The sequence below is a fragment of the Hyphomonas sp. J20-32 genome, from assembly GCF_055808555.1.
The window spans coordinates 2,949,489-2,970,193 of sequence record NZ_CM147873.1 but is presented as its reverse complement, the minus strand read 5'-3'; the positions used below and the strand labels follow the sequence as shown (position 1 = coordinate 2,970,193).

The window sequence follows — 20,705 nt, the reverse complement described above, 5'->3', positions numbered from 1 at the left end:
ATACCCCACACGCACGCGGCGAGGAGGACGTAAGGCGCAGTTTGGCGCAACGAGACTGGCATCGGAGGAGGACGCCTGCCGGGCTATTGCGAGCCCGGGAGCGGTCAGTCTTCTTTCTTCGCGGCAGGCTTTTTCTTCGCCGCCGGTTTTTTCTTGGCAGGGGCCTTCTTCTTCGCCGGGGCCTTTTTCTTGGCAGGGGCCTTCGCCGCCCGGGCGTTCACGAGTTCGACCGCCTGCTCCAGCGTGATCGTCTCGGGCGCCATCTCCTTCGGGATCGTGGCGTTGATCTTGCCGTGCTTCACGTACGGGCCGTAGCGACCGGCGAAGACCTGGACCGGGTCGCCATCCGGGTGGTTGCCGAGCTCCTTCAGCGGCGTGGCGCCACCGCGTCCACGGCCCGGATTGGCCTTCTTGTCCTCGATCAGCGCCACCGCGCGATTGAGACCGATATTGAACACATCGGCAGGGTCTTTCAGGTTCGCATAGGTCTTGCCGTGCTGGACGTATGGCCCGAAGCGACCGAAGTTTGCGTAGATCGGCTCATTGTCTTCCGGGTGCTTTCCGACTTCGCGGGGCAGAAGGAGGAGTTCAACGGCGCGTTCGAGCGTCAGCTCCTGCGGCTTTTCCTTTTCGGCCTTGGTCAGGGACGCGCGCTTGGGCTTTTCGCCATTCGCCATTTCCACATAGGGGCCGAAGCGGCCGGTCTTGAGATAGATCATCTCGCCGGTTTCGGGGTGCAGGCCGAGCTCGTTGCCGTCTGGGTTGATCGCAGCGGCAGCATCGCCATCGGCGCTGAACTGGCGGGTAAACTTGCACTCGGGGTGGCGCGAACAGCCGACAAAGGCCCCGAAGCGGCCGAGCTTCATCGAGAGCTCGCCCTCCTTGCAGAGCGGGCACTGGCGCGGGTTCTCGATCGGGTTGCCTTCGGCGTCCTGGCGCGGGAAGACATAGGCGCCGAGTGTTTCATTGAGCGCATCGAGCACGGCGGAGACCCGGAGTTCCTTGGTGCCGTCAATGTCGGTAGCGAACTGTTTCCAGAACTCGGCGAGGAAGGCTTTCCAGTCGAGCTTGCCGTCGGAGATGACGTCGAGCTTTTCCTCAAGGCCGGCGGTGAAATCATATTCCACGTAGCGGGCGAAGAAGTTTTCAAGGAAGGCGGTGACGAGACGGCCCTTGTCTTCCGGGATCAGGGCCTTGCCTTCAAGACGGACATAGCCGCGGTCTTCCAGCGTCGACATGGTGGAGGCATAGGTCGACGGGCGACCGATGCCGAGCTCTTCGAGGCGCTTGACGAGGCTGGCCTCGGTATAGCGTGGCGGCGGCGCGGTGAAGCTCTGATTGGCGTCGGCCTTGAGCAGGTCTGCGTGCTGGCCCTGTTCCATCTTGGGCAGGCGGCCTTCGGCATCGTCATCATCGTCGCCGGCATCATGGCCTTCGGTGTAGAGCTTGATGAAGCCGTCAAACACGAGGACCTGGCCGGTGGCGCGCAGCAGGGCGCGCTGGTCTTTCGACTTGAGGTCGATCGTGGTGCGCTCGAACAGGGCGGTTTCCATCTGGGACGCAACCGCCCGGCGCCAGATCAGCGTGTAGAGTTTCTTCAGGTCGCCGTCGCCGTGATAGTCTTCCGGGCGGATGTTGAAGTCGGTCGGGCGGACGGCTTCGTGGGCCTCCTGCGCGTTCTTGGCCTTGGACGAATATCGGCGGGTGTTTTCCGGCAGGTAGCGGGCGCCATAGTTCGACTGGATCATGCTGCGGGCGGCGGCATAGGCCTCTTCGGCCATGTTGACGCCGTCTGTCCGCATATAGGTGATGCGGCCTTCTTCATAGAGTTTCTGGGCGGCCTGCATGGTGCGCTTGGCGCCGAAGCCGAGCTTGCGGGAGGCTTCCTGTTGCAGGGTGGACGTGATGAAGGGTGGCGGCGGGTTGCGCTTGACGGGCTTGGCCTCGACGTTGGCGACGGAATAGCCGCCGGTCTTGACGATCTCGAGCGCCTTGTCGGCGTCGCCCTTGTTGCCAAGGGTGAACTTTTTCAGCGTGTCGCCGTCAAGGGCATGCAGGCGGGCTTCGAAATCGGTGCCGTCTGGGGCGCGCAGGCTGGCGGCAATGTTCCAGTATTCCTGCGGGCGGAAGAGTTCGATCTCGTTCTCGCGGTCGCAGACGATTCGCAGGGCAACCGACTGAACGCGGCCAGCCGAGCGGGAGCCGGGCAGCTTGCGCCAGAGGACAGGCGAAAGGGTGAAACCGACGAGATAGTCCAGCGCGCGGCGGGCGAGATAGGCATCGACCAGTTGCTGGTCGATCTCGCGCGGGTGTTCCATGGCCGTGGTGACGGCATTCTTGGTGATCGCATTGAAGACGACGCGCTCGACATGCACGTCTTTCTTGAGCGCGCGGCGCTTCTTCAAGGCCTCGACCAAGTGCCAGGAAATGGCTTCGCCTTCGCGATCGGGGTCGGTCGCGAGGATCAGCGTGTCAGCTTCCTTGAGGGAATTCGCGATGTCGGAAATGCGCTTGGCCGACTTTGAATCGGCCTCCCAGACCATCTCGAAATCATTGTCAGGATCAACCGAGCCATTCTTCGACGGCAGGTCGCGAATGTGTCCGTACGAGGCCAGAACCTTATAGTCCTTGCCGAGGTATTTGTTGATCGTTTTAGCCTTTGCGGGCGACTCGACGACGACAAGTTTCATGGGGGCACCTCTTCAAGGGCGGGAGTGATGGAGTGGGCAGGCGCCGCCTGTCAAGGCCGGAGGTGGATCAACCGTCTTCGCGATAGGCCAGGAAAGTGAGCGTGCAGAACAGCACGAACAGGGGCGGGCTCCAGGCCGCGACGACGGGCGGCGCGGCCCCGGTGGCCCCCAGGCTGGACGAGAACTGGGTGAAGAAATAGAGGCCGACAGCCATCAGCGATCCGATGGCGAGCAGGCGCGACGTGCCGCCAAGCCGCGACAGGCGCAGGCAGACGATGGCGCCGATCAGGCCCATGGCAACGAACAGGGCCGGCGTGGCCATCAGGCTGTTCCAGCGCATCTTGTAGCGCGAAGCGTCGAGGCCCGCCGCCTGCGTCTGGTTGACGAAGCGGGGCAGGTTCCAGAAGCCGATCGTGTTGGGCGACGCGAACTTGTCGAGCAGGGTGACGGCGTCAAGCGAGGTCGGGATGGCGAGGTTCGCCTTGCGCTCGGGCGGCAGGTTCGGGACGTTCTCGACCACGTTCTCCAATTGCCAGAAGCCGCTGCGGAGATAGGCACGGGTCGCATCGATGCGGCGCACGAACGTATAGTCATTGGTCGGCCGGTTGCCGGCAAAGAGACGTTCTTCCTCGATCATCTTGACGTCGACCAGCACGATTCCGCCTTCTTCAACGCGCCGGGCATGGATCACGATCTGGCTGGAATCGTCCCCTTGGCGCAGCCAGAGGCCGGTGTCGGACACAGCCATGGTCTGGCGACCGTCATCCAGCAGGCGGGCACGTTCAAGTTCAAAGGACTCGGTAAGCCTTGCCGCGAAGGGGTTCAGCAGCGTGGTGGTGAAGATGCCGAGTGCGAGGGCCATGACGATGACCGGGGCGAGAAAGCGCCAGGCCGAGATGCCGCTGGCGCGGATGATGGAAAGTTCGGACCGGCGGTTGAGGCGGGTGAAGGCCAGCATGGAGGCCACGAGAATGGCGAAGGGCAGCGTCTGCTCCATGATCAGCGGCAGTTTCATCAGCGACAGGCGGAGTGCACCCGCGAGGCTGAGTTTCACGTCGCCGCCGACCGTACGCAGCTGTTCGACAACGTCGATCATCAGGATGGCGAGCAGCAGCACGCCAAGCACGAGCGCGAGCCCGCTGAGGCATTCGCGCAGGATATAGCGCTGGATGCGGGAGAAGGTGATCCTCATGCCGGCGCCTGCTTGCCGGGACGCATCCGGTCAATGTTGGGGCGGTCGACCTGCCCGATTTTTCGTCCGCGGTGGAAGTAGATGTAACTGAGCAGGCCGAGCACGCCGATGGGCAGCAGCCATTGCAGGACGTTGAGCGCAGGATCGTCCGCGGCCGAGGATTGCAGCGCCAGCTGGACAATCAGCACGACGATCGCGCCTGCGCCCGCCAGCGCGATACGCTTGCCGTAACCCTTTCGGCTGAAATCGCCGCCAAGTACGGCGAAGACGGCAATCATCGCCATCACCAGGTTGAGCAGCGGCGTTGTCAGGCGCGCATTCGCCTCAGCGAGCAGGTTATCGGCCTCCTTGGCCTCGAAATAGTTCGATCGGTCGACGAAGAAGAGTTCGTACAGGTATTTGTCGGACGCCTTCAGGACGAGGTCGGAATCCTCTTTCATGAAATCCGTCAAATCGAACATGTACTGGTCGAATTCGAGGATCGAGAGTTGCTGGTTGTCGTCAAGTTGCTGGCTGATGGCATCGCGCAGGAGCAGGGTGGGGCGGCCTTCCACTTCAACCAGGGCGGCGCTGCGGGCGAGGATGTCAGTCGGGAATTCCGGATCTGTCATGTCGGAGATCAGCACGCCGCGCAGCTCGCCGGCGATCTGCTCGCGCGCATAGAAGGTGAGGCGTTCGCCATTGGTGGTAAACTGGCCGGGGCGGATCAGGGCGGCGGCGAGATCGGCCCGCGCGACTGACACGGTTTCGCGCATGGCCCGCTGGGCCGCGGGCTGGACCCAGAGATTCACGGCCAGGTGGGCCACAGTGCAGAGGACCGCGAGGCGCATGATCGGCGACGCGATCTGCCACGGCGTCATCCCGGCGGCCTGGGCGACGACGATCTCGCTGTCCTTGTGGATGCGATTGAGCGCCCAGACCCCGGCCACGAACAGGGCAAGCGGTGTCAGCAGCGCAATCACCTGCGGGGCGCCCAGCATCACGATATAGAAATAAGTGAGGGCGGACTGGCGGTTTTCGAGGATGAGATCGGTGCGCGACAGGCCTTGCGCGAGGAGCGCGAGCATGGCCAAGCCACCGACAATAATGAGGACGGCACGCAAGACTTCATAGAAAAGGTAGGTCTGGACTTTGCTCATACGCTCAATTGGGAAACATTTTCCTGCTGGCCTGCCTGAAACAGGTCAATTTTTTTCTTAGCTAACGAGTTGCGCTGCGCACGTCGACGTTTAGTTTCCGTCACAAATGGAGAATACATACATGAAAATCACATTCGCTGACGCCGCCAAGGCCGATATCGTAGCCTTCATCGTGGATGAAGGCGATGGTTTACCGGCAGCAGCGGCGAGCCTGGATACAGCGTCTGGCGGCCTGCTGACCGAGGCCCTGACTGGTGCGCGATTCGACGGAAAGAAGGACCAACAGGCCCTGGTCGTGCTGCCGAAGGGCGGTGATTCCCGGCGCGCTGTGCTGATTGGCGGCGGAAAGCCGAAAAAGCGCGATGCGCGGATTCTGGAGTCCATTGGCGCCAATCTGGTGAAATCGCATGCCAAGAGCGGGTTCAAATCGCTGGCTGTCCATGCGGGCAATGCCGAGGATGCCGCCAGGGTCGCACTGGGCGCCAAGCTCGCTGCCTATCGTTTTGATAGCTATTTCACCAAGCAGAAGCCCGACCAGAAGCCGAGCCTGACCTCGGTGACGGTGGTGGTGGACGATGTGAAGGCCGCCAAGGCGGCGTTCGTGCCGCTCGATGCCGGCGCGGAGGGTACGATGCTCGCCCGTGACCTGGTGAACATGCCGCCCAACGATCTCTATCCGGCGAGCTTTGCCGCGAAACTGAAGGACCTGTCGGAATATGGCGTTGAGGTGGAAATCCTCGGCGAGATGGACATGGCCAAGCTGGGCATGAACGCGCTGCTGGGCGTCGGACAGGGCTCGCGCAAGGAGAGTCAGCTCGGCATCATGAAATGGAATGGCGGCAAGCCGGGCGAGGATCCGGTGATCCTGGTTGGCAAGGGCGTCTGCTTCGACACAGGCGGCGTGTCATTGAAGCCAGGACCGGGCATGGAAGACATGCGCGGCGACATGGGCGGTGCGGCTGCCGTGACCGGCGCGATCCGCGCGCTGGCGGCCCGCAAGGCGAAAGTGAACGTCGTGGGCCTGGTCGGCCTTGTCGAGAACATGCCGGACGGCGATGCTATCCGCCCGGGTGATATCCTGAAATCGGCCAACGGCCAGACGATCGAAGTGCAGAACACCGATGCCGAAGGCCGCCTCGTGCTGTGCGACGTGCTCTGGTACGCGCAGGAGCATTTCAAGCCGAAGGCCATGGTCGACCTGGCGACGCTGACCGGAGCCATCGTGGTTTCGCTGGGCCACCATCATGCAGGTCTGTTCACGGGCAGCGATGACCTGGCCGACGAGCTGACCAAGGCGGGCCTGACCGAGGGCGAGCGCGTGTGGCGCCTGCCGATGGGCCCGGAATATGACAGCCTGCTGAAATCCAAGTTTGCCGACATGCGCAATATTGGCGGCAAGGCGGCCGGCTCGATCACAGCGGCACAGTTCCTGAAGCGCTTCGTCAAGGACGGCGTGAAATGGGCGCACCTCGACATTGCGGGCGTCGCCTGGGTTGAAGGCGAGAAGGCGGCGCTGGATGTCAGCTGGGCGTCCGGCTTCGGCCCGCGCCTGCTCGACCGCTGGATCGCTGAAAACTACGAGGACTAGCCCGTGGCGGATACGCCGGCGCCTGAATGGTGGTTTTACCATCTCTCCCGCACGACGCTGGAGCAGGCGGCGGCGCCGCTGATGGCGAAATGCCTTGAAGCCGGGTGGCGGGTGCTGGCGGTGTCGCCCAATGCCGAGCGGCGGGCGGCGCTGGACGCGGCGCTGTGGACCTATGAGGACAAGAGCTTCTTGCCGCATGGCCAGGCCGAGGCGCCGGGGCTGGATGCGGCGCGCCAGCCGGTGCTGCTGTCGGCCAAGCCGGACAATGTGAACGGGGCGGCGGCGCTGGTGTTGATGGACGGCGTCGAAGTGCCGGTGGACGCGGCCTATACGCGCTGCATGGTGATGTTCGACGATGGCGACAGCGGCGCGCGGACAAAGGCGCGGGCGCAGTTCAAGGCGGCGAAGGATGCCGGCCTCGTGACCCGCTATTTCCAGCAGACGCCGAAGGGCGGCTGGTCGGAGGCGGGCGTATGAACATTGCTCCGGCAGACTGGGCCGTGCTCGCATTCCTGACCGTGGTTGTGCCGGTGTGGGGATGGTTCGACCACCGCGCCTTCCTGCAGCGCGAGTCGGTTGCCGAAAAGGATATTCTTTCCGTTGAATACATGAAGACCATCGCGTTTCATGGCGTGATCGCCGCCAGCGTTCTGGTCACCTGGTTTGTGCTGGGGCGGGACTGGGCCGCGCTTGGATTCAGGGACCCCAACCTTGCGGGCAATTTCAGGATCGGCAGTTTCATTGCAGGGGCCCTGTTGATCGGGATGGTGTTGAACTTGCTGGGCGGACTGGTCAGCGGGAAAGGCGATGCCGCCCGCCTGAAAGCCTATGGCAAGCTGGCGCCGTTCCTGCCGAAGACGCCGCGACAGCACAGATGGGGCATGGCCCTGTCCTTCAGCGCGGGCGTCGCGGAAGAAATTGCCTATCGCGGGTTCGTGATGTGGATGCTGGCTTTCTTCATGCCGGTCTATGCCGCCATCGCTGTCCAGGCCGTAATATTCGGCCTGGCCCACGCCTACCAGGGCTTGGGCGGGACGGTGGGCACTGCGATCCTGGGCGCAGTCCTCGGGGTCGTCTATTGGGCGACGGGGTCGCTGTTCCTGCCGATCCTGCTGCACATGCTTGTCGACGCGATATCGCTCAGCCTCGCCTATTTCACCTACCGCCGGCAAGCAGGCCGCGAGGCGGGGGTGTGATGGAAATCCGCAAAGCCTTCATTCTGGCGGCAGTTGTAGGTGCCGCAGGTTGCAGCGCCACGGCCGACGAATGGGAGAAGCAAGAAAATCCGCTAAGTGAGGTCTGCACCATTAGCGTGTCGCATGATTGTGAGATTCTGGCGCTCCCGAGCCCAATTTATCCCAAAATCACAGAAGCTGGAGATGCAGATTGTGTGGTAACTTACCGTGTGAACGCGGATGGCACGGTCGAGGTGACAGACTCAGTCTGCTCAGATGAGCATTTCTTGGAGAGTGCTGTTCAGAGCATGTCCAGCGTTCGCTACGAGACCAAGGATGTATGTGGCCGGCAATGCCCGACAGGTCAGACTGTCGAATACCCGCTTCTATATCGCTTTGCCGAGTAGGCCGCTTTTGCGGACTTAGGCCTTCTTCACGAATTCCGATTTGAGGCCCATGGCGCCGATGCCGTCGATCTTGCAGTCGATGTCGTGATCGCCGTCGGTGAGCCGGATGTTCTTGACCTTGGTGCCGCGCTTCACGACGAGGGAGCTGCCTTTCACCTTGAGGTCCTTGATCACCGTCACCGTGTCACCGTCGGCGAGCGGGTTGCCGTTGGAATCCCTGATCACCTTTTCGCCCGCGTCCGCCGCTTCACCGGCGGCCCATTCATGGGCGCATTCCGGGCAGACCAGCATCGGGCCGTCTTCATAGGTGAATTCAGACTGGCATTTGGGGCAGGGCGGCAGGGTGCTCATGGCGGGGGTCCTTGATCAGGCGTAGTACTCGCCCCCTAGGCCCCATCCAGCATCTGCGCAAGCGCCGCCCTGAATGCTTGCCCCGGCGGGCGGGCGCCGCTATAGGCCGCGCCAACACTCCCCTTTCCCCACAACAGGAACTTCCTCATGGCTGTCCAGCGTACCTTTTCCATCATCAAGCCTGACGCAACCAAGCGTAACCTCACCGGCGCCATCAATGCCGTGATCGAAAAGGCTGGCCTGCGCATCATCGCCCAGCGCCGCATCCAGATGACACAGGCCCAGGCCGAGCGCTTTTACGGTGTGCACTCCGAGCGTCCGTTCTTCGGCGAACTGGTCGAGTTCATGACCTCTGCACCCGTTGTCGTTCAGGTGCTGGAAGGCGAAGACGCCGTTGCGAAACATCGCGACGTGATGGGCGCCACCAACCCGGCTGACGCGGCTGACGGCACGATCCGCAAACTGTTCGCCCTGTCGATCGGCGAGAACTCAGTGCACGGTTCGGACTCGGCTGAGAACGCGGCAATGGAAATCGCGCAATTCTTCTCGGAAGCCGACATCGTCGGCTAAGGCTTCCTGTTGATCTCGCAGACGGAAAGACCGGATGGCGCTTCGCCTTCCGGTTTTTTTGTGCCTGCAGGCGCGGCGCCTGAGGGGGCGCTTGGGGTGGAGTTTGGGGGTCCCGAGGGTGAGGTCGGGGTCAGGTGTGGGGGAGGGGCAACCCGTAGGTCCGCATCCCCTGCGAAGGCAGGGACGCAGGGCCGTGCTGGCGAATTGCCGAGTTTCGCCGCCCCTGCCTGCGCAGGGGACACGGGTCAATTGTTTCGGGGTTGAGGGCGAGCCTGAGCCTGTCCGATACCGGTGCCCGGAAAGTACACGGACGGTGACCGGAAAGATCGTCCGAGAGCTGGATAATCACGACCCTGCCGTTCCACATCACGCCCCAGAGCATTTGGCTGCCCGGTCCGCCTGCCGCGCGGAACCATTTCTTCAGGCGCTGGATGCGCCAGAAGATGAGCGGCCAGATTGGCAGCAGGTACCAAGGCAGGCCCGGCATGGGGGTGAGGAGGCTGAACATTGCGGCGCATTATACGCCGGGTTCGGGAGGGGGTGGATAAGTTGGGGCGCCACCCGAAAGCGGCGCCCCGGTTTCATCAGCCTGCTTGCGGCGTGAATGCCAGTTTCAGCGTCTCCTGTCCGGAGGCTTCGTGGATATATTCCCCCACCAGCTTGAAGCCGTACCGAGTATAGAAGGCGCGACCAATCGCATTGGCCTTGAACACGTCAAGCGTCACGGCGCCCTTCTTCGACACCGCGAAATCCATCATGGCGCGGCCATGGCCTTGTCCATGATGTTCGGGCTGAAGGAAGATGGCGCCGACTTCGGCCTCGATCAGTGCAATGAAGCCGATGGGCGTGGCATTGTCTTCCAGCACCCAGATTTCAGCGAACCTCGGATAGACGTTCCTCACATTCTCCGCTTCCGCATCCAGAAACGGCGCGGACAGAAACGGATGAGCGCGTTCGCTGGCGGCTCGCCAGATAGATACCACGGCGTCTGCATCATGGTCAGTATAGGGCCTGATCATTGTCAGAGACCCCTTTCATCGTTTGCGCCCCGGCGCATGCCGGGCGCGTGTTTTTGGGATTTTGTGAATCAAGTCAAAGGGCTCAGCGTGGCGGGGCACGTCGAGTCTGATCTTCTGCAACTTGTTTTGGCCGCACCATGCGCGCCAATATTATCGGGACATAAAATCTCCGGCTCGATCCGTGGATTGTACTGCGTCGGAGCGCAGTGTCCAAGGCACTTGTGCAAAGAACCGGGTTCGCGCTGGTGGCGCGACGGGTGCGGTTTGGGCGTGGTTAGGGGGTGTCAGGTCCGTGCGGAGACCACCGCGCAGGCCCTGGCCAGCGCCTCGGGATAGAGCTGGTGCTCGATCGGCAGGAGGCGGGCGGCGAGGGTGTCGGCGGTGTCGCCGGGGAGGATGGGGAGGCTGGCCTGCTGGATGATCTCGCCGTCATCAACGCCGGGGCTGACCCAGTGGACACTGGCGCCGGCTTCAGCGTCGCCTGCATCCAGGGCGCGCTGGTGCGTGTCGAGGCCCTTGTACTTGGGGAGGAGGGAGGGGTGGATGTTGATCATCCGGCCCTGCCATTTTTCCACGAACCATGGCGTCAGCACGCGCATGAAACCGGCAAGGGCAATGATCTCTGTTCCCGCGCCGATGAGGGCGGCGTCCACGGCGCGCTCGAAGGCTTCGCGGTCCTTGCCGAACGGCTTGTGGTCAATCGCAATAGCCTGCACGCCAGCGGCCAGCGCGGTTTCGAGGCCGAGGGCATCGGGGCGGTTGGACAGGACGAGAACGGGCTTGGCCGGATAATCCGGCGCGGCGGCAGCCTTGAGCAGCGCCTCCATGTTCGAGCCGCGGCCGGAAATCAGGATCGCGAGCTTGAGACGGTTCATTTCGCGGCAAGATGCCCGAGGCGGACCGGGGTTTCACCGGCTTCGGCAAGCTGGGCCATGGCGGCGCCAGCGTCTTCGGCGGCGACGGCGAATATGAGGCCGATACCCATGTTGAATGTGCGGTGCATCTCGTCTTCGGTGACATTGCCAGCCTGCTGCAGCCACTGGAAGACCGGGAGCGGGGTCCAGGCGGAGCGGTCGATGACGGGTTTCAGGTGGTCCGGCACCATGCGTGGCGTGTTCTCGGTAATGCCGCCACCGGTGATATGGGCGAGGCCTTTGACGACGCCTGAACGGATCAGCGGCAGGGCGATATGTGAATAGAGGCGGGTCGGCGTCAGCAGGGCTTCACCGAGCGTCTGGTTGCTGAACGGCGACGGCGAGGCATGGTTCAGGCCCTCGCGCTCGATGATGCGCCGGATCAGGGAATAGCCATTGGAATGGGGGCCGGACGAGGCGATGCCGATCAGGACGTCACCGGCGACCATGTCGTCCATTCGGGGCAGGACCTTGTCGCGGTCGACGGCGCCGACGACGAAGCCTGCGAGATCGTAGTGTCCGGGCGGGTACATGCCGGGCATTTCCGCTGTTTCACCGCCGACAAGGGCGCAGCCGGACTGGCGGCAGCCCTCGGCGATGCCGGAAATGACGGCTTCGGCAATGCCGCCTTCGAGCTTTCCCGTGGCGAAATAGTCGAGGAAGAACAGGGGCTCGGCCCCTTGCGCGAGCACGTCATTGGCGCACATGGCGACGAGGTCGATACCGACCGTGCTGTGAAGGCCTGCTTCGAAGGCGAGCATCAGCTTGGTGCCGACGCCGTCGGTTCCAGACACGAGGACCGGGTCGTCGTAGCCTGCTTTTTTCAAATCAAACAAGGCACCGAAGCCGCCGAGGCCGCCCAACACGCCAGCGCGCGCGGTGGCCTTGGCCATCGGCCCGATAGCGCCGACAAGGCGTTCGCCTGCCTCAATATCGACACCGGCATCACGATAAGACAGGGGAGTTTTGGGCGTTTCGGTCATGATGTCTCGCGCGTTAGCATGGGGAAATCGCCTTATCCAGTGCTGCTTGCGGTTCCAGCCGCCGCATCAGCTTGCTACAAGGAAGACTGACAGGGAGGTCGTTGACCATGATTCGTTTGCTTCTCGCTTCGGTATTCCTCGCCTGCGCCGCTGGGCTGCCAGCCAGCGCAGACACGCGCGAGGTGTACACCGTCCGCAATATCGAAGTCGATCAGCAGGCGGCGAGCGTGATTGAAGCGCGCGACAAGGCGATGGCCGCGGCGCGCCAGAAGGCGGCTGTTGCCCTGCTTACCAAGATCACGCTGGCCGACGACCGGGCGGCGGCTGGCGGCCTGCCGGTCGATTATGCGCTGGCCGAGCGCCTGTCGGCGGCTGTAGATGTGCAGGAAGAGACGGCGGGCGCCGGGCGCTATCGCGGCGTCCTGTCTGTGGTGCTGAACCCCCTGATGGTGCGGGCGCATCTTGACGGACTCGGCGTGCCCTATGTCGATACGCAGGGCCCGAAGAGCCTGATCGTGCCATTGGCCTCGAATTACCAGGCGCAGGAAGCCTGGCGCCTGGCGCTGGGCGCCGAGAATGCCAACGCGCTGGCGCCTTATGTGACAGCGTCGAATCCGGGCTACACGGCCTTCTCTGACTGGTCTGCCTTTTCCACGGAAGCGGCGACGGTCGGCGCGCGGCGCGGCGTGCTGGCGGAACTGGAAGGCCGTAACGGTGCGTATCGCACAACACTGTCGACCGTCACGGCGGCCGGAACAGAGCTTCTGGGCACGACGAATTATGCGGCGACGCTGAAAGGCGCAGCCGACGCGGCGTCAGAATTCCTCGACGAGGACTGGAAGCGGCGCTCTGTCATCAGGGGCGGCGCCCGGACGACGACCAGCGCCAGCGTGCGCTACACGTCGCTGGCCGAGTGGAACACGCTGCGCAGCGCGCTGGCACGGTCGCCGCTGGTGTCGGATTTCAAGATCACCGCGATTGCCCGCGATGGCGCGCTGGTGACGTTTGCCTATGCAGGCGATGAGCCCCGGTTGCAGAACGACCTGCTGCAGCGCGGCGTGTCGCTGGCCGAGGCCCCCGATGCGGAAGGCCTTGTGCTGCGTTCGGCGGTGTCGGCTGCTGTGAGGCAGTAGAGCGGATCAGAATCGGCAGGCCCGGTATGCCCGATCAGTTGAGTTTTGGATTTCCGGCCCCGGGGCTCGGATTTTCCGATCTTGTCGTGACACCCGTCAATGAAGGGGCCTTGCGCATCGTGCAGCGGCCCGAGAACTGGCCGACGCCGGTTCTGTGCCTTGTCGGGCCTCCGAAAGCGGGCCTGACGACGATAGCCCATGCGTGGGCCCGGAAGTTTGGCGGCGAGGTTTTCGATGCCAAGGTGTTCGCGGCCCTCAAGCCGCGCGACGTGGAAGCGCGGGCGGCAACCTATACGGCAATTGACGGCGCCGACCGTGTGAGGGCGGGCGACCGGTTGCTGTCGCTGATCAATCTCGTTTCGGCCGGGTCCGGCCGGTTGTTGCTGACGGCCAACCTGGCGCCGCCAAACTGGCAGGCCCCGTCGCCGGACCTGAAGTCGCGGCTCAATTCCATGCCGGTCGCGGAAATCTATGCGCCGGACGAGGCGATGATGCTGGGGCGCCTGAAAGCCGCAGCGGTGCGGCATTTCCTCAAACTGGAGCCGGATGTCCTCAAATATCTGGTTCCGCGGCTTGATCTCACCTATGAGGCCATTGAGCAGTTTGCCGAAAGGCTGAGTGATGGCGTGACCGACATGGGCCGGGCGCCAAGCGTGCCACTGGTCAAGGACGTGCTCGACGCGATGGCAGCGGACGCGCCGGGCGGACCGAAGCTGGATTGACGAATAGAAGGGCTGGCGGGCAGACATGGCAGACGGACCAATACGGACCAACAAGGCGCTGATGACGTCGCCAGACAGGTTCCTGAACCGGGAGCTGTCATGGCTGGAGTTCAACCAGCGTGTGCTGGAGGAGGCCGCCAACCGTGCGCACCCGCTGCTGGAGCGCCTGCGCTTCCTGTCGATTTCGGCGAGCAATCTCGATGAGTTCGAAATGGTGCGCTATGCGGGCCTGCGCGAACAGGTGCGCGCCGGTGTTGTCAGGCCGAGCCAGGACGGACTGAAGCCATCCGATCAGGTCGAGCAGATCGAGAAGGCGTCATTGCGCCTGATCGCCGACCAGCAGGAACAATGGCGCACGCTGAAAGACGAAATGGCGACGGAGAACATCCACGTCCTGTCGGCCGATTCACTGTCCAAGAAAGAACGCGCCGAGCTGGAGACCTATTTCCGCAGCAATATCTTTCCGGTGCTGACTCCGCTGGCGGTGGACCCGGCGCACCCGTTCCCGTTCATTCCCAATCTCGGTTTCTCGATTGCGGTCGACCTTGTGTCGGAGTCCGGCGGGGAAGGCCATGTCGGGATCGTGCCGCTGCCGGCTTTCGTGCGCCGCTTCATCCGGCTGCCGAAATCGACCAAGGGCAATATGCGTTTCATTGCGCTGGAAGACGTGATCGGCATGTTCCTGGGCGACCTGTTCCCGGGGTTCAGGGAAAAGGACCGCTGCCTGTTCCGCGTCGTGCGCGACAGCGATATCGAGATCGAGGAAGAAGCCGAAGACCTGATCCGCGAATTCGAGGTGATGCTGAAACAGCGCCGCAGGGGGCGCATCGTGCGGCTCAGGATGCAGTCGAGCGCGCCGAAAGAATTGCGCGAATTCATCACGCGCGAGATCGGCGCCGAGCAGGCGGACACGGTGCTGTATGACGGCATCCTCGGCATGGCGCAGCTGTCGGAACTGATCGTCGATGACCGGCTGGACCTGCAATTCCCGCCCTATGAGCCGCGCTATCCGGAACGGATCCGCGAGATGGGCGGCGATTGTTTCGCAGCCATCCGGGCCAAGGACATCCTGGTCCACCACCCGTTCGAGAGCTTCGATGTGGTGGTGCAGTTCATCCGGCAGGCGGCTGCCGACCCGGCCGTCGTGGCGATCAAGCAGACGCTGTACCGGACGACGTCGAACTCGCCGGTCGTGGCGGCGCTCATCGAGGCGGCGGAGTCTGGCAAGAACGTGACCGCGCTGGTCGAGATCAAGGCGCGGTTCGACGAGGAAGCGAACCTGCGGCTGGCGCGCGACCTGGAGCGGGCGGGCGTGCAGGTCGTGTACGGTTTCATCGAGTACAAGACGCATGCCAAGGTGTCGCTGGTGGTGCGGCGAGAGGGGACCGACCTTCGTTCGTATACGCACTTCGGGACCGGAAACTACCATCCGATCAATGCGCGCATCTATACCGACCTGTCGCTGTTCACGGCCGATGCGGCGCTGGGGCGGGATGCCAACAGGTTGTTCAATTTCGTGACTGCCTATCGCGAGCCGCCGCGTGTCGGTCCGGTTCTCGAGAAGATATCGATGTCGCCGCTGACTCTGAAACAGGACCTGATCAGGATGATCGGGGACGAGGTGGCGGCTGCGAAGAAGGGCAAGCCGAGCGGCATCTGGGCCAAGATGAACTCGCTGGTCGATGGCGAGGTGATTGATGCCCTTTACCGGGCGAGCCAGGCCGGCGTGCCGATCACGCTGGTGGTTCGCGGCATCTGCTGCCTCAGGCCAGGCGTGCCAGGCCTGTCGGAGACGATCACGGTCAAGAGCATTGTCGGCCGGTTCCTGGAGCATGCGCGCATCGTCTGCTTTGCCAATGGCGAGGCGCTGCCGTCTGCCAATGCCAAAGTGTTCATCTCGTCAGCCGACTGGATGCCGCGCAACCTGACCCGCCGGGTCGAAGCGTTGGTGCCGATCGAGAACCCGACCGTGCACCGGCAGGTGCTGAACCAGATCATGGTGGCCAACCTGAATGATGAGCTGCAGAGCTGGACCATGCATGAGGACGGCACCTATCATCGTGTCGAGCCAGAGAACCGGGAGACGGCGTTCGCGGCGCACAGGTACTTCATGAACAATCCAAGCCTGTCGGGACGGGGCAGCGCGCTGGAAGTCAGCCTGCCGCCCAGGCTGTCGCACCGGGGTAGCAAACCGGCATGATGTTCCCGAAATCCGAGCGCGCAGGCATTATCGACATCGGTTCGAACTCCGTTCGCCTGGTGATCTACGACGTGCTGGGCGCGTCGATCCTGCCGACCTTCAACGAGAAGGTCATGGCCGGTCTGGGCGAAGGACTGATCGAGCGGGGAACATTGTCGCCTTCGGGACGGGAGGCGGCGCTGGGCGCGCTGGGCCGTTACCGGGCGATTCTCAAGGCGCTCAACCTGCGCAATTATACAGCCGTTGCAACGGCGGCCGTGCGCGAGGCGGGTGACGGTGCGGACTTCGTGAAGAAGGCCGGACGGGTCCTGGGGCGGCCGGTCATGGTTCTGTCTGGCACCGACGAGGCGCGCCTGTCGGCGCTGGGCGTGGAGGCGAGCTTTCACCGGCCGAAGGGCGTGATGGGCGACCTCGGCGGATCGAGCATCGAATTCCAGAGGATCGGTTCCGGCAAGGCGCGGGGGGAAAGCCTGTTGCTGGGGCCGCTCTCACTGGCCGAGGAGGCCAAGGACCTGCGCGAGTTGCGCAAGAAGGTGCGCGCGGAACTCAAGTCCTCGAAAGTGCTGCCGGGGGCGCAGGGACAATTCTATGCCGTGGGCGGCGCGTGGCGTTCGTTTGCGCGCCTGAACATGGAGATCGAGTCCTATCCGCTGCACGTGCTGCAGGGGTTCCAGATGAACGAGGGGCAGGTGGCGCGAACGGCGAAGCTCTGTCTCGACAGTGTCAACAATGCCGGCGCGCGCAGCAGGGTGGAAAAAGTCGACCGCCGGCGCGCGAAACACCTGCCGATCGCCGCGATCATCCTGGAAGAAATCCTGGCCATCAGCCCACTGGAAGGTGTCACGATTTCGTCAGGCGGACTGCGCGAAGGTGTGTTGCGCGACCTGACTGGCGCGGCGGTGACCGACCCGCTGCTGGATGGCGTTATCGCATTCGGACGACTGGACCAGAACCAGATCGCCTTCGGGCAGGCGCTGCACGAATTTGTCAGCCCGGCATTCGCACCGGAGCCGGACCTGTTCGGGTCGCCGGCTGCCGACTCGCGGATCGAGAAGGCCGCCTGCATGATGGCTGACAGCGCCGGGCGGTTCCATCCTGACCACCGGTCGCTGCTGGCCTATGAGCAGGCCCTGCGAGCCCCCTATGCAGGCGTCACCCATGCCGAACGGGCAATGATCGCCTATGCGATCGGCTGCCGGTACGAGAAGGATTTCAAGCGACCGGGCGAGTACCTGAGCTTGACAAGCGACGAACAGGCCGACCGGGCACGCCAGCTGGGCAGCGCAATGCGGCTGGGTGCGGTGTTCTCCGGGCGATCGGGGCCGATCCTGAAGCGCGCGAGCCTCGCGCGGCGAGGCGAAAACCTGGAGCTGCATGTGCTCAAGGTGGACGCGCCGATGGTATCAGACACAGTGATGCGGCGCCTGACGCAGACGGCGAACCAGTTGCGCCTCAAGCCGACCGTCGTGACCCGCTAATCCGGCAGCTCAGACGTCGAACAGCCGGACCTGGCCACCTTCAAACGAGACGGCGAGGTGGCCGTTGAGCAGGGCCTGGGCCTTCTTGCCGAACATGTCGAAGCGCCAGCCCGTCATGGCGGCTATGTCTTCGCTGGTCTCGCCGCGGGCGATGCGGTCGATATCAGCGGCATTGGCGATCAGCCGGGGCACGACATTGTGCTCGTCGCTGACATGTTTGAGCAGGACCTTCAGCAATTCCGGTGCGCCGGCCGGAATCTGCGCATTTTGCACGCGCGGTTCGAGCTCGGGGGCATACTTGTCCGGATTTTCGATGGCCTCGGCGACGGCATCCATCAGGCTTTGGCCATGCTTCGAGCGGACGAAGCCGCTGGGCACGGCGCGCAGCTGGCCATAGTCGCCTTCATTGCGAGGCTTCTGGGCGGCGATTTCCTGGATCGCGTCATCTTTGAGAATGCGGCGGCGCGGCTTGTCGAGGTCCTGCGCGAGGCGCTCGCGCCAGGCGGCGACAGCGACAACCACGGCGGCATAATCCTTCTTGGGCTTGCGCAATTTCAGGCGCTGCCAGGCGTTCATCGGGTCCGTGTCGTATTTGACCGGGTCTTCGAGGTCCGCCATTTCTTCGCGCACCCAGGCCATGCGTCCGGTTTTCTCCAACTCTTCGCGCATGATCAGGTAGACATCGCGCAAGTGCGTGACGTCTCCGAGCGCATAGACGAGCTGTTTCTGGCTGAGCGGGCGGCGCATCCAGTCGGTGAACTGGCTCGATTTGTCGATCTGGCGGCGTACGACGCGCTGGACGAGATTGTCGTAGGAGATCGAATCGCCGAAGCCGAGCGCCATGGCCGCGATCTGGGTGTCGAAGATCGGCCCCGGCGGATGGCCGATGAGGCGATTGAAGATTTCAATGTCCTGGCGGGCGGCGTGGAACACTTTCACCCGGTTGTCGGCTGCGATGAGGCGCAGGAATGGACCGATGTCGAGATCCTCGGCCAGCGGGTCGATCAGGCCTTCCACGCCGGGGCAGGAGGCTTGCACGAGGCAGAGTTCCGGCCAGTACGTGGTTTCACGATGGAATTCGGTATCGACGCAGATGAAGTCCGATTCGGCGAGTTTGCCGCACAGGTCTTCGAGCGCCGACTGCTCAGTAATAGGAGTCAAGGAGTTGTCAGTCATGATCGGGTTGCGTATCGCAGGCCCTTGACAAGTGAAAGGGCTTAAATGCCCTTGCGCCCCTGATTTCTAATGACTGCCTTTCCGGAGAAACGATCCGATGCATGCCTATCGCACCCATACATGCGGTGAACTTCGCGCGTCCCATGTGGGCGAAACCGTCAAATTGTCCGGCTGGCTGCACCGCCGCCGCGAGCATGCCGGCGCACTGTTCATCGATCTGCGCGACCATTATGGCCTGACGCAGGTCGTGGTCCATCCAGGCGCGCCTTTCTACGAGGACGCCAAGCGCGCCTCGTCCGAGAGCGTGCTGACGGTCACCGGCAAGCTGATCGCGCGGGATGCAGAGGCGGTTAATGCCGAATTGCCCACGGGCGAAGTGGAATTGCCTGCCGATACGCTGATTATCGAGAGCGCGGCTGAAAAGCTGCCACTGCCTGTGTTCGCGGAGCCGGACTATCCGGAAGATATCCGCCTGAAGCACCGCTATCTCGACCTGCGCCGCGAGACGCTGCACAAGAACATGATCCTGCGTTCCAACGTGATCACCAGCCTGCGCCGGCGCATGGCGGCCGAAGGCTTTACCGAATACCAGACGCCGATCCTGACCGCGTCCAGCCCGGAAGGCGCACGTGACTTCCTCGTGCCGTCGCGCCTGCATCCGGGTGAGTTCTACGCGCTGCCGCAGGCGCCGCAGCAGTTCAAGCAGTTGCTGATGGTGTCGGGTTTCGACCGCTACTTCCAGATAGCGCCATGCTTCCGCGACGAGGATGCCCGCGCTGACCGTAGCCCGGGCGAATTCTACCAGCTCGATATCGAAATGAGCTTTGTCACGCAGGATGACGTGTTCGGCGCGATCGAGCCGGTGATGCGCGGCGTGTTCGAGGAGTTCGCTGACTGGGAAGGCAAGGGACGTTCGGTCCCGCCTGAACCGTTCGTGCACATTCCCTACGCTGAATCGATGGCGAAATACGGCTCCGACAAGCCGGACCTGCGCAACCCGCTGGAACTGTCCGATGTGACCGACTTTTTTGCAGATGAAAGCAAGACCGGTTTCAGCATCTTTGCAAAAATCATCAAGGGCGGCGGCAAGGTGATCGCCATTCCCGCGCCGAAGGCTGCGGCTGAAAAGTCCCGCAAGTTCTTCGATGACATGGACAAATGGGCCAAGAAGGAAATGCAGGCGCCCGGCCTTGGTTATGCGCGCCTGAAAGAGGCCGATGGCGGCGGTGTGGACAGTCAGGACCCGGTGCTCAAGGGCTTCGAGGCGAGCCATCTGGCCGCCTTGCTGGACCATATGGGACTTGGCGCCGGGGACGGCGTGTTCTTCTCGGCAGGTGCAAAGGGCGCGGCCTACAAGCTGGCGGGTGCCGCCCGCAATGAGCTCGGCAAGTCGCTTGAGCTGATCGAAGAGGGCGTGTTCCGCTTCTGCTGGATCGTCGATTTTCCGATGTTCGAATATGACGAAGACAACAAGAAGATCGACTTCAGCCACAACCCGTTCTCGATGCCACAAGGCGGCATGGAAGCGCTGAATGCGGCCAAGACCGAGGAAGAGATCCTCGATATCAAGGCCTTCCAGTATGACATCGTCTGCAACGGTATCGAACTGTCATCGGGGGCCATCCGGAACCACCGGCCTGACGTGATGCTCAAGGCTTTCGAGATGGCCGGTTACGGACCGGAAGTCGTCGAAGCCGAATTTGGCGGCATGCTGAACGCGTTCCGCTATGGCGCACCGCCTCACGGCGGCATCGCGCCGGGCGTCGACCGGATCGTCATGCTGCTGGCAGATGCGGAGAATATCCGCGATGTCACGCTGTTCCCGATGAACGGCCAGGCCCGTGACCTGCTGATGGGCGCACCGAGCCCTGTCGACGACAAGCAGCTGAAAGAGCTGAACATCCGACTCGCGCCTCAGGCGAAGACCTGAGGCTGCGATCTCCTGGCGAGAGATTTTAGCGGGGCCTC

Annotated in this window: 19 protein-coding genes; 10 read left to right on the top strand and 9 right to left on the bottom strand. The window is 63.2% G+C overall.

The annotated features are described in order from the left end of the window. Positions 1-104: 104 nt before the first annotated feature. The 3 genes from topA to AC0L7I_RS14315 all read right to left on the bottom strand — a co-directional run bounded on the left by topA (position 105) and on the right by AC0L7I_RS14315 (position 5,021). Positions 105-2,690 (bottom strand): type I DNA topoisomerase, encoded by a 2,586-nt coding sequence (gene topA / locus AC0L7I_RS14325; protein ID WP_473397105.1) that lies wholly within the window; start codon positions 2,688-2,690, stop codon positions 105-107. Between the two features lie 67 nt (positions 2,691-2,757). Beyond that, positions 2,758-3,882: an LPS export ABC transporter permease LptG gene (gene lptG, locus AC0L7I_RS14320; protein ID WP_473397104.1), complete on the bottom strand. Its 1,125-nt coding sequence runs from the start codon at positions 3,880-3,882 to the stop codon at positions 2,758-2,760. Continuing rightward, on the bottom strand, positions 3,879-5,021 hold the full coding sequence (locus tag AC0L7I_RS14315) for an LptF/LptG family permease (protein ID WP_473397103.1): 1,143 nt from the start codon (positions 5,019-5,021) through the stop codon (positions 3,879-3,881). Before AC0L7I_RS14315 ends, lptG begins: the two co-directional genes overlap by 4 nt. Before the next feature lie 121 nt (positions 5,022-5,142). Between AC0L7I_RS14315 and AC0L7I_RS14310 the strand changes: the two genes are divergently transcribed. From AC0L7I_RS14310 to AC0L7I_RS14295, 4 genes are read left to right on the top strand one after another with little or no spacing between them, the layout of a single operon-like run. Further along, the gene (locus AC0L7I_RS14310) at positions 5,143-6,609 is read left to right on the top strand and encodes a leucyl aminopeptidase (protein ID WP_473397102.1); all 1,467 of its coding nucleotides are present in this window, start codon (positions 5,143-5,145) and stop codon (positions 6,607-6,609) included. Between the two features lie 3 nt (positions 6,610-6,612). Beyond that, positions 6,613-7,086: a DNA polymerase III subunit chi gene (locus AC0L7I_RS14305; RefSeq protein WP_473397101.1), complete on the top strand. Its 474-nt coding sequence runs from the start codon at positions 6,613-6,615 to the stop codon at positions 7,084-7,086. Further along, the gene (locus AC0L7I_RS14300; RefSeq protein ID WP_473397100.1) at positions 7,083-7,805 is read left to right on the top strand and encodes a CPBP family intramembrane glutamic endopeptidase; all 723 of its coding nucleotides are present in this window, start codon (positions 7,083-7,085) and stop codon (positions 7,803-7,805) included. The genes AC0L7I_RS14305 and AC0L7I_RS14300 overlap by 4 nt, the downstream gene beginning before the upstream one ends. Continuing rightward, a complete protein-coding gene (locus tag AC0L7I_RS14295) occupies positions 7,805-8,191 on the top strand; it encodes a hypothetical protein (RefSeq protein WP_473397099.1) in 387 nt (128 codons plus the stop codon). Before AC0L7I_RS14300 ends, AC0L7I_RS14295 begins: the two co-directional genes overlap by 1 nt. Positions 8,192-8,206: 15 nt before the next feature. Here the strand turns inward: AC0L7I_RS14295 and AC0L7I_RS14290 are convergent, their stop codons facing one another. After that, positions 8,207-8,542, bottom strand: coding sequence for a zinc ribbon domain-containing protein YjdM (locus AC0L7I_RS14290; RefSeq protein ID WP_473397098.1), 336 nt, complete (start codon positions 8,540-8,542; stop codon positions 8,207-8,209). Between the two features lie 147 nt (positions 8,543-8,689). Between AC0L7I_RS14290 and ndk the strand changes: the two genes are divergently transcribed. Then, entirely contained in the window at positions 8,690-9,112 is a 423-nt protein-coding gene (ndk, locus tag AC0L7I_RS14285) for a nucleoside-diphosphate kinase (protein WP_473397097.1), read from the top strand. 130 nt (positions 9,113-9,242) lie between these two features. Here the strand turns inward: ndk and AC0L7I_RS14280 are convergent, their stop codons facing one another. The 4 genes from AC0L7I_RS14280 to purM form a co-directional block, all read right to left on the bottom strand. Beyond that, positions 9,243-9,620 carry a hypothetical protein gene (locus AC0L7I_RS14280; RefSeq protein WP_473397096.1) on the bottom strand — a complete coding sequence of 126 codons (378 nt, stop codon included), beginning with the start codon at positions 9,618-9,620 and terminating at the stop codon, positions 9,243-9,245. Between the two features lie 76 nt (positions 9,621-9,696). After that, positions 9,697-10,131, bottom strand: coding sequence for a GNAT family N-acetyltransferase (locus tag AC0L7I_RS14275; RefSeq protein WP_473397095.1), 435 nt, complete (start codon positions 10,129-10,131; stop codon positions 9,697-9,699). 284 nt (positions 10,132-10,415) lie between these two features. Then, a complete protein-coding gene (gene purN, locus AC0L7I_RS14270) occupies positions 10,416-11,006 on the bottom strand; it encodes a phosphoribosylglycinamide formyltransferase (RefSeq protein ID WP_473397093.1) in 591 nt (196 codons plus the stop codon). Next, on the bottom strand, positions 11,003-12,028 hold the full coding sequence (gene purM, locus AC0L7I_RS14265) for a phosphoribosylformylglycinamidine cyclo-ligase (RefSeq protein WP_473397092.1): 1,026 nt from the start codon (positions 12,026-12,028) through the stop codon (positions 11,003-11,005). The genes purN and purM overlap by 4 nt, the downstream gene beginning before the upstream one ends. A gap of 107 nt (positions 12,029-12,135) precedes the next feature. Here purM and AC0L7I_RS14260 point away from each other — a divergent pair, with 107 nt between their 5' ends. Genes AC0L7I_RS14260 through AC0L7I_RS14245 form a run of 4 tightly spaced genes read left to right on the top strand, consistent with a single transcriptional unit; the run spans position 12,136 to position 17,561 of the window. After that, positions 12,136-13,161, top strand: a complete 1,026-nt coding sequence (locus AC0L7I_RS14260; protein WP_473397090.1) for a hypothetical protein — start codon at positions 12,136-12,138, stop codon at positions 13,159-13,161. A gap of 26 nt (positions 13,162-13,187) precedes the next feature. Further along, positions 13,188-13,883 carry a P-loop NTPase family protein gene (locus AC0L7I_RS14255; protein WP_473397089.1) on the top strand — a complete coding sequence of 232 codons (696 nt, stop codon included), beginning with the start codon at positions 13,188-13,190 and terminating at the stop codon, positions 13,881-13,883. A 25-nt stretch (positions 13,884-13,908) separates the two neighbouring features. Continuing rightward, the gene (locus tag AC0L7I_RS14250; RefSeq protein WP_473397088.1) at positions 13,909-16,083 is read left to right on the top strand and encodes an RNA degradosome polyphosphate kinase; all 2,175 of its coding nucleotides are present in this window, start codon (positions 13,909-13,911) and stop codon (positions 16,081-16,083) included. Next, positions 16,080-17,561 carry a Ppx/GppA phosphatase family protein gene (locus AC0L7I_RS14245; RefSeq protein WP_473397087.1) on the top strand — a complete coding sequence of 494 codons (1,482 nt, stop codon included), beginning with the start codon at positions 16,080-16,082 and terminating at the stop codon, positions 17,559-17,561. The genes AC0L7I_RS14250 and AC0L7I_RS14245 overlap by 4 nt, the downstream gene beginning before the upstream one ends. Before the next feature lie 9 nt (positions 17,562-17,570). Here the strand turns inward: AC0L7I_RS14245 and rnd are convergent, their stop codons facing one another. After that, entirely contained in the window at positions 17,571-18,737 is a 1,167-nt protein-coding gene (gene rnd, locus AC0L7I_RS14240; RefSeq protein WP_473397086.1) for a ribonuclease D, read from the bottom strand. Between the two features lie 97 nt (positions 18,738-18,834). On the opposite strand from rnd, the gene aspS reads away from it, so the two are divergent. Continuing rightward, on the top strand, positions 18,835-20,667 hold the full coding sequence (gene aspS, locus AC0L7I_RS14235; protein ID WP_473397085.1) for an aspartate--tRNA ligase: 1,833 nt from the start codon (positions 18,835-18,837) through the stop codon (positions 20,665-20,667). Positions 20,668-20,705 lie beyond the last annotated feature (38 nt).